This window comes from uncultured Fretibacterium sp., assembly GCF_938040765.1.
Taxonomy (GTDB): Bacteria; Synergistota; Synergistia; order Synergistales; family Aminobacteriaceae; genus CAJPSE01.
On the sequence record NZ_CALIAA010000270.1, the window covers coordinates 1 to 2648 of the forward strand.

Below are 2648 nucleotides of genomic sequence, written 5' to 3' on the forward strand. Positions count from 1 at the left end.
AGTACGTATCGAGGGTTATCGTCCCAATCTTTATGAGAACGGGGAACATGGGGATTCCGATTCGGTCAGCGGCGCCTGCGGCGGTGCGGGAAACGCGACGATGCGGGCCTGTAGCCGCTGCCCTCCTGGAGTTTGGCGGCATCGATCTTCGGCATGACGACCACCTTGCGCTCCGGGGCCTCCCCCACCGACTCGGTCTTGACATCCTCCCGATCCTTGAGGGAGGTGTGAATCACCCAACGCTCCCAACTGAGCATGGGGTCGAGGCGAATGGGGACCCCGTACTCCACGACCTGTCTGGCCGTCGCCTCGGCCAGACGCTCCAGGCTTCGTATCCTGCGCTCCCTGTAGCCGTTGCTGTCGAGACGGACGCGGGGCTGAGACCCGGGGTCGCGCAGGGCGAGATTCAGCAGGTACTCCATGGACTTCAGGCCGTCGCCGTGCCGGCCGACCAGAATTTCCGCGTCCTGCCCCTCAATGTCGACGACGTTTTCCTCCTCGCGAAGAACCGTGTCGGCGCGAAGATCCATAAGCTTCAGCAGGTCGTCCACGAAATCCCGCCCCCTGCAAAGCAGGGAGCGCTCGGGCAAGGTCACCTCGACCTTGAGCTTTTTGCCGAACAATCCTAAAAATACTTTTTCGGAGCCGATCACCTCGGACCGGAGCTCCTCCGCGGGAACGCCCCATTGACGGGAGGCCAGATCCAGTGCTTCCTCGACGGTATTCACGTCGAAAACAAGGTGCTTGTCGTCAATAACATGCTTATCGTCGGTCACGGAAAAAACCTTCTTTCCTCAATTCGTCCTCGAATCCGTCCCTGCCCCTCTCCACATCGCGACGCTCACGCTTCGGATTTGCGCGTCGGCTTCTCCTGAAAGAGCGCCGGTTTTTCCTGCATTTCCTGGCTGGTCCTGCGGATGACGCGCAGCTGATGAATCACGCCGAGCAGGGAGGAGACGCCCCAGTAAAGCAGAACCCCTCCGGGCAGGCTGAGGCAGATGAAAGTCAGGAAAATGGGCATGAACCAGCTCATCATGGCCATCTGGGGGTTCCCCGAGGCGGAGATGTGCTGCTGGTACCAGGTAAGAAACGCGATGATCAACAGAAGGATGGTGTTGGGAAGCCACATGCCCAGGTTGGAGAAGAGCAGCGAGGGATTGGATAGGGCGGAAAAAAACACCATGACGAAGCCGAGTTGGCTGTTCGGAATGGGTACGCCGGCCTCATCCACCAGGTTGATGGCCTTGGCGACGGTCGTCAGGACCGATCCGTCGAGCTGGACGGACAAGAACGTGGCGTCGGTAAAACCGTGACGGGACAGGGCACTGTAGAGCAGGATGAAGATGGGAAGCTGAATGAGCAGGGGCAGGCACCCCGCAGCCGGGTTGACCTTGTGCTCCTTATAGAGGGACATCACCTCTCGGTTCAGCGTCTCCTTGTCGTCCTGGTACTTCTCCTGCAGGACCTTCATCATAGGCTGAAGCTTCTGCATCCTCTGCATGCTGACCATCTGTTTCTGCGTCAGGGGATGCATGGCGATACGAACCAGGATCGTCAGGAGGATAATCGCCAGCCCCCAGGAGTTCGTCAGCAGGTAAAGGCTTTCCAAAAGCCATGTCATAAAGTTTCCGGCCTGTGTCCACAAATAACTCAAAAAAGTTCACCATCCCTATCCGACTTGGCAGATCCGCAACGTCTCGGGGGAGGATCGTAGCCCCCCTCGTGCCATGGGCCGCACTTCAAAAGGCGCCGAAGCGTCATCCATGCGCCCATGCAAAAACCCCATTCCTGAAACACGACAAGCGCGTACTGGGAACAAGATGGGTAAAAACGGCATCGGTGTCCCAGCAGCGGCGATATGAAACGCTGATATCCTCGAATCAGCAGCACCGCCAGAACTGCGGCGGGACTGCCGCAGCATCGCCGGCGCGGGCCCCGCGGGCGTTCAGAGGACACGGCGCAAAACGGGCGAATCCCAGTCCGCTCCGTTCCACCCGTCGAGCAGAAGGCCCTGCCGCTGCAGGACCCTGGTCATATCATGCCAGACGGCAACGGCGGAGGCGCCAAGAGCCCGGTCCTTCAGAGATAGGACAAGCGCCGCATCCGAGACCACCCAGGGCACCAGACGCCGAAAGGCCTCGCGCAGAATGCGGCGCCCCCGGTTGCGGACATGGGCCTTTCCCTGACGCTTACCCACCGCGTCCCCCACGCGCGGTTCGGTTTGGCCCGGACTCCTCAAAAACAACAACCGCACCAGATCTCCCTGAACGCGAAGACCGGTGCGGAAGATGAGGTCGAACTCCCGACCTTTCCTCAGGGTTACGCCATGGTCAGGCACTTACGGCCCTTGCGCCTTCGGTTGCGAAGAATTTTGCGCCCCGAGGGAGAGGAAGAACGAGCCAGGAAACCGATCTTTCTCTTGCGCGGCTTCCTGTGCGGCTGGAAGGTCCCCTTATCCATAAACAACGCCTCCTTACTATCTATCCTGTCCGAACGAAAATACTGTCGAAAGCGAAAAATATCATGTGAAACGGCTCAAGACAACGGAACAAGTTGTATCTCAAGCACATAAACCAAGATAGTATAGCATAGGTTCTGAGGTTTGGACAACAACCCCCTCCCCCCAAAAAATCCGCAGCGATGTGAAG

General features: G+C 58.8%; 5 protein-coding genes. All 5 read right to left on the minus strand.

Annotation, left to right across the window (positions count from 1 at the left end):
- Positions 1-65: 65 nt before the first annotated feature.
- On the minus strand, positions 66-776 hold the full coding sequence (gene jag / locus Q0176_RS09635) for an RNA-binding cell elongation regulator Jag/EloR (RefSeq protein WP_299302155.1): 711 nt from the start codon (positions 774-776) through the stop codon (positions 66-68).
- A 65-nt stretch (positions 777-841) separates the two neighbouring features.
- Positions 842-1621 carry a YidC/Oxa1 family membrane protein insertase gene (locus tag Q0176_RS09640; RefSeq protein ID WP_299302157.1) on the minus strand — a complete coding sequence of 260 codons (780 nt, stop codon included), beginning with the start codon at positions 1619-1621 and terminating at the stop codon, positions 842-844.
- Positions 1622-1650: 29 nt separating this feature from the next.
- The gene (gene yidD / locus Q0176_RS09645) at positions 1651-1956 is read right to left on the minus strand and encodes a membrane protein insertion efficiency factor YidD (RefSeq protein ID WP_366797419.1); all 306 of its coding nucleotides are present in this window, start codon (positions 1954-1956) and stop codon (positions 1651-1653) included.
- Complete coding sequence (gene rnpA / locus Q0176_RS09650) at positions 1946-2338, minus strand: ribonuclease P protein component (protein ID WP_299302161.1); 393 nt, start codon at positions 2336-2338, stop codon at positions 1946-1948. Before rnpA ends, yidD begins: the two co-directional genes overlap by 11 nt.
- Positions 2320-2460: a 50S ribosomal protein L34 gene (rpmH, locus tag Q0176_RS09655; protein WP_299076994.1), complete on the minus strand. Its 141-nt coding sequence runs from the start codon at positions 2458-2460 to the stop codon at positions 2320-2322. The genes rnpA and rpmH overlap by 19 nt, the downstream gene beginning before the upstream one ends.
- Positions 2461-2648 lie beyond the last annotated feature (188 nt).